This is a genomic window from Salinibacter sp. (assembly GCF_036626415.1).
Lineage (GTDB): Bacteria > Bacteroidota > Rhodothermia > Rhodothermales > Salinibacteraceae > Salinibacter.
In genome coordinates, this window is record NZ_JAZKRW010000169.1 from 1 (window position 1) to 4,958 (window position 4,958).

A 4,958-nucleotide genomic window follows, 5' to 3' on the forward strand; every position below is an offset into this window, starting at 1 on the left:
GTTGTGATCGGTTTTGGTAGAGGCTCTTGGGTTGTCTCTGACCTCATCCGGTTTTTTCCGCATCTCTCCACCAGATCGAGGGCACGAGCGTCACGCGCCGTCCCCGTGTCATCTTATGGAAAGGACGCGCCGGTCGTAGGTGTTCTGCATCGTTACGAGACGAGATTTCCGAAAGACGGGACCGCACGATCCCCAAATGCCCCCCCGTCACGGGCTCAGTATGACGGGGGGCTGGGAGCGCTTTCATTGATTGGGTGGCGCACGTATTCGGTGCGGGATTCCGAGGTCCCATCGATGCTGTCGACAGCATTGTGCTGTTACGGCAGACGGGCCTCGAACACAAAAAGACGCTCGCAGGCCGCCGCTCACCGAGAATGAGCGGACCCCGGCCTCCGAGCGTCCTGCAGCGTCCTCACGCGGATGAAGATACTGCGCATCATTATCTCATGGGCGCTGCAGGGTTCCGCATCGGGCACATCGCCGTGCCCGGTGCTTCTTTCACGCAGCTTCGTTCTCTTGAACGCAACCACACTCAACCCCATGAGACAGTTTCTCAAGATCACGAGCCTCTTTGCCCTGGCCCTCGTCTTTACGGCGGGGATGGCCTTTGGGCAAGACGTCAACGAGGCCACCGTGGACCAAGGTGGCAGCGGAAGCGACGCGGATATCACTCAGAACGTCAATGGTGCTGACAATTCATCTTTCGATGCAAACGTCAGGCAGCGCGGCGGGTCACAGACAGTGACGATTAAGCAGCTAGACTCTAATCCAAATGATCCTGGAGGATCTGGCATTGCAGACGTAATTCAGCTCGGAGCCGACGGTGGCAACGAGGCGCTGGTTGATCAGAACCGGACTAGAGGCGCTGAAGCATTTCTGAAGCAGGTTGGTGCTAACAACGAGGCCACAGCGGCTCAGGGTGCTGGAGATGTACTGAGGGGATACGATGGAACGAACACGTCCCGCGGCTCTGAGCGAGCCCTGCAGGTCGGCATCGAAAACACCCTTGAAGTCTTCCAATCACGCGATCCCGATGACTTTACAAGTCTGGGCGAAAGCTTCAATATGGCACGCGTGACGCAGGACGGAAACTACAATAATGCCTTCATTGAGCAGAACGGTAATGGTAATGAAGCCAATTTGCTTCAGGACGGAGGGCTGAATGAAGCCCAGATTCAGCAGCTTTTTCCTTCGAACTCCAATATTGCAGACGTCCAGCAGCTTGGAGTTAGCAACAAGGCGTATACGTTCCAGAACTCTGGCAGCGGCGGTAGTTTCAAGAGCAAAGTAGAGATTCTCCAGGACGGAGACACTAACTTTGCCAATACCAGACAGTTGAACGGAGCCGACACCAACCCCAATACCATCGACATTGATCAGCTCAATAATAACAACTTTGCCGACGTGGTTCAGGACGGGCCTGGACACTCGGCAACCATCACCCAGACGGGGGGGCAGTCGAACTAGCTCCGTTGTCTGATCGGGTTCCTGTCATCCGAAAAGCACCGGGGGCATCGCGTCCCCCGGTGCAATCCTGTGGGGTAGTTCAACCGGCAGAACACCTGGAAGTACCCCAGGATGTTGGTGGTTCGAGTCCGCCCCCCACAGCTACGACACGCCGCGCATCGCGGCTCGGGTTTTTGAACCCGGCTCTGGAGCCCGACCCGTTCGGAAAGGTGCGTTGCTTCGTCCGCCGAACCCGATTCGGCTGTCCCTCCGTAGAAGCAAAGTGGAGACCTGGATCGAGATTGAGGTGAATGTGTCGCCGTCTTGGGGCTCGTAGTTGCCCCGCTCAGCATGGGGTTAACGCATGAAGGTACAGCGCGTATACATCGATACATCGGTGGTCGGTGGGTGCCACGACGAAAAATTTGCGCCGTGGTCAAACGTGCTGATGGAGGATTTTCGACGTGGCCGCTTCAGACCCGTCGTCTCCGATGTTATCGACGCAGACATTCAAGATGCCCCGTCGGAAGTCCGACACACCTACTTTGATCTGTTGGATCTTGAACACCGGTTTGTTGAAACGACGGAAGAAGCAGAACACCTCGCCAACACATACTTGAAGAGAGAAATCCTCACGCCGAACTACTACGACGACGCCCTCCACATTGCGCTCTCCACGGTAGAGGAAGTGGACGTGCTCACGAGCTGGAATTTCAAGCACATCGTTCACTTTGATAAGATTCGGAGATTCAACGCTGTCAATCTGGAACTGGGCTACAAGCAAATTGAGATTCGCACCCCACAGGAGGTGACCAGCTATGGAAAAGAAGATTGACGCCATGAAGATGGTGCGCCGGATTCGGGATTCGCACCACGAGCAACTGAAAGACAAGTCTACGGAAGAGCGCCTCAAGTTCTTTCGCGAGAAGTCGCGTGCGCTCCGCCGAGAGGCGGACGCGAGCAAAAAAGATCAGGAGGCCGACTAATTTTTCGCTGAGTACTGGGCGTCAAGCCCCGCAAGAAGACACTCGGAATCAAGTACTCGTGCCCCCATGCCCCTCAGAAACGGCTCGATCATCGCCATCTTCTCTCCCCGCTGGATGCCCTTTGCCCTCACCGGTCTTCTTCTGACTGGGTTGTTGGCGCTCGGTGCGACGTGTGCACACGCCCAGGTGCAGGTCGAGCAGGTCGGGGAGGACGCGACGCCCGACGTGAAGGGCGCCTCCCAGTCCGAGGTGATCGTCGCCCAGGGCGAGGGCGCCGTCGGCGACGTGACGACCCTGATTCCGGAAGGCGCCCCCGACCTGACGCCGACCGACGGCAACAGCGCCTCCATTTTCCAGGACGGCAGCGGCAACGACGCCCGGATCCGGCAGGTCGGCACCGGCAACGAGGCCTCCGCCTCCCAAATCGGAGACAACAATGAAATCGCCATTGCGCAGGGAGGCGGCTCACTGCCGGCCGGCTTTGGCGACGGGCTGCCGGAGGGCCTCTCCGCGACCGACGTGTTCGAGGCCGTCCGCACCTTCCGTCCCGGCGCTTCGGGAACGGGAAACCGGGCGGTGGCGGTGCACAGCGGCAACCGCAACCAGACCGCCATCGCGCAGCTGGGCACCGACAACGCGGCGGGCATCCGCCTCAACGGGTCCGGCAACGCGATGAACCTGCTGCAGACCGGCGACGAGAACCGATTTCTGATGGACACGTCGGTCCAAGATCTCGACATGAACGTCCTGCAGAACGGAAGCGGAAACAGCCTGGAGACGACCGTGCCCGTCAACGCCGAGATGAACGGCAATGGCATCGAGCTGGTGATCCGCCGGGACGCCTTCGGCCCCCTTTCGCTTGAGTAGGCTCGGCCGGGCTCTTCTGCCCTCGTCTCTTTTCCCCATGATGGCCTCTCTTCTCCATTCGGGTCCCGCCACCGTCGTCGGCGTGCTGCTGCTTCTGGGCGGCGCCGGGTCCGTCTCGCCGGCGTCCAGTTCGGCCGTGTCCGACAGCACCCACGCCCGCATCGACACGCAGCGCGTCGGCGATCAGCTTCGCATCCGGGGCCTCTTCGTCAACGCCGACGGCCCCACGGGGGCGCTCACCTACGAGCTGTCGGTGCGCCGCGACGGGGCGGCCGGCACCGCCCGCACGACGCAGTCCGGCACGTTCCGCACCGCGCCGGGACAGACCGACACCCTCTCCACCACGCAGGTCAGCGTCCAGCCCGGCGCCCGCATCGACCTCCGCGTCCGCGTCCGCTGGGACGACACGCCCATCGACCAGGCCCGGCTCCGGCACACGATGCCGTAGGGTCCGGGGTAATCGTATCCGATACGATCCTCCCCACACCGTCGCTCTGAGCCCTGTGCTGCACTCGATTCAGCATCGACGCAGGGCCCATCCATCTTGAATAAGGAGGGCACATCTGACGGATGGATGGGCTCCACATCAAGGTTGGAGCGACGACGGAAATGCTTTCAAGGTCGGAACGTCAAGTTCGGGAGGTGCCGTCGAGCAAAAACTGTTGATGCGATTGCCCTGCGGAGGGTTCGGCACACATCTTGCACCCAGTGGTACGTCCCCTGCGACCGCCGGAAAACACGGCACGCCTCATCGCCGCGCCGCTCCGCTTCTCACCAAGGTTTTCCTCTCCCCCCGCATGCCCATTCCGAACGTCCGAGCGTCCGGGTCTCTCCTCTCTCTTGCGTGTCTCCTCCTCGTGGCCGGGGCATTGGTCGGCTGTGACGAGGAAACGGTGGGGCCCGAGACCCGCGGCACCCTCACCGGCACCGTCGAGTCCGCGGAGACCAGCGCCCCCATTCCCCGCGCCAACGTGACCACCAGCCCGCCCACCCAGTCGGTCCTCACCGCGGAGGACGGCACCTTCTCCCTCGACAACATTCCCACCGGCAACTACACGGTGACCGCCTCCAAGAGCGACTTCGGGTCCCGCTCCGTGACGGTGCGGGTGGAAGAAGGCCAGACGTCCAACGCCTCCATCCTGCTCGAGCCCGAGAACAGCGCCGAGAGCGACTCCCTGTCCGCCCAGGTCACCAACTGGTTCAACGACCCCATCAACCGCGACAGCACCGGGGCCGACAGCGTGTTCGTGGACGTGGAGTACCGGGCGGAGAATGTCGGCGAGCGCGCCATCGTCCGCTACAAAGTACTCTTTGAGATCGAGACGGCCGACGACGGGACGTTTCGGTTCGAAGCAGAGCGGGACAGCCTGGCCGAGGGCGAGGCCGACCTCGGCGGCTTCCGGAAATATGTTCGATCGGAGGCCCAGAGCGTGGAGGTGTCGGACACCTTCATCGAGTCCGCCGGCTCCGACTGACGCCCTGAACGCGTCGCGGAACGCCTGCCCGCGAAGGGCCGGGCGCACAGGAAGTGCCGCCCAACGAGACATCTCTTGGAACGCCCTCAAGATGCGCGTGGCGTCCTGAGCTCGACTCCGGAGCGCCCCGGTCCCTGCCCACGCACCTGAGAGATTCCGGGGGAAGCCCGGCGTGACGGGCTGG

At 61.6% G+C, this 4,958-nt stretch carries 6 protein-coding genes and 1 tRNA gene; all 7 read left to right on the forward strand.

The features are described from left to right. Nucleotides 1–540 precede the first annotated feature (540 nt). The 7 genes from V5A20_RS13005 to V5A20_RS13035 all read left to right on the forward strand — a co-directional run bounded on the left by V5A20_RS13005 (nt 541) and on the right by V5A20_RS13035 (nt 4,774). Nucleotides 541–1,467: a hypothetical protein gene (locus V5A20_RS13005; RefSeq protein WP_332327527.1), complete on the forward strand. Its 927-nt coding sequence runs from the start codon at nt 541–543 to the stop codon at nt 1,465–1,467. Between the two features lie 68 nt (nt 1,468–1,535). Continuing rightward, nucleotides 1,536–1,608 (forward strand) — tRNA-Tyr (locus tag V5A20_RS13010). 202 nt (nt 1,609–1,810) lie between these two features. Continuing rightward, nucleotides 1,811–2,281: a hypothetical protein gene (locus tag V5A20_RS13015; RefSeq protein WP_332327528.1), complete on the forward strand. Its 471-nt coding sequence runs from the start codon at nt 1,811–1,813 to the stop codon at nt 2,279–2,281. After that, nucleotides 2,265–2,432, forward strand: a complete 168-nt coding sequence (locus V5A20_RS13020) for a hypothetical protein (protein WP_332316796.1) — start codon at nt 2,265–2,267, stop codon at nt 2,430–2,432. Before V5A20_RS13015 ends, V5A20_RS13020 begins: the two co-directional genes overlap by 17 nt. Nucleotides 2,433–2,498: 66 nt before the next feature. Continuing rightward, entirely contained in the window at nt 2,499–3,299 is an 801-nt protein-coding gene (locus V5A20_RS13025; RefSeq protein ID WP_332327529.1) for a hypothetical protein, read from the forward strand. Nucleotides 3,300–3,336: 37 nt separating this feature from the next. Further along, on the forward strand, nt 3,337–3,747 hold the full coding sequence (gene csgH / locus V5A20_RS13030) for a curli-like amyloid fiber formation chaperone CsgH (protein ID WP_332327530.1): 411 nt from the start codon (nt 3,337–3,339) through the stop codon (nt 3,745–3,747). Nucleotides 3,748–4,096: 349 nt separating this feature from the next. Then, a complete protein-coding gene (locus V5A20_RS13035; protein WP_332327531.1) occupies nt 4,097–4,774 on the forward strand; it encodes a carboxypeptidase-like regulatory domain-containing protein in 678 nt (225 codons plus the stop codon). Nucleotides 4,775–4,958: the final 184 nt, after the last annotated feature.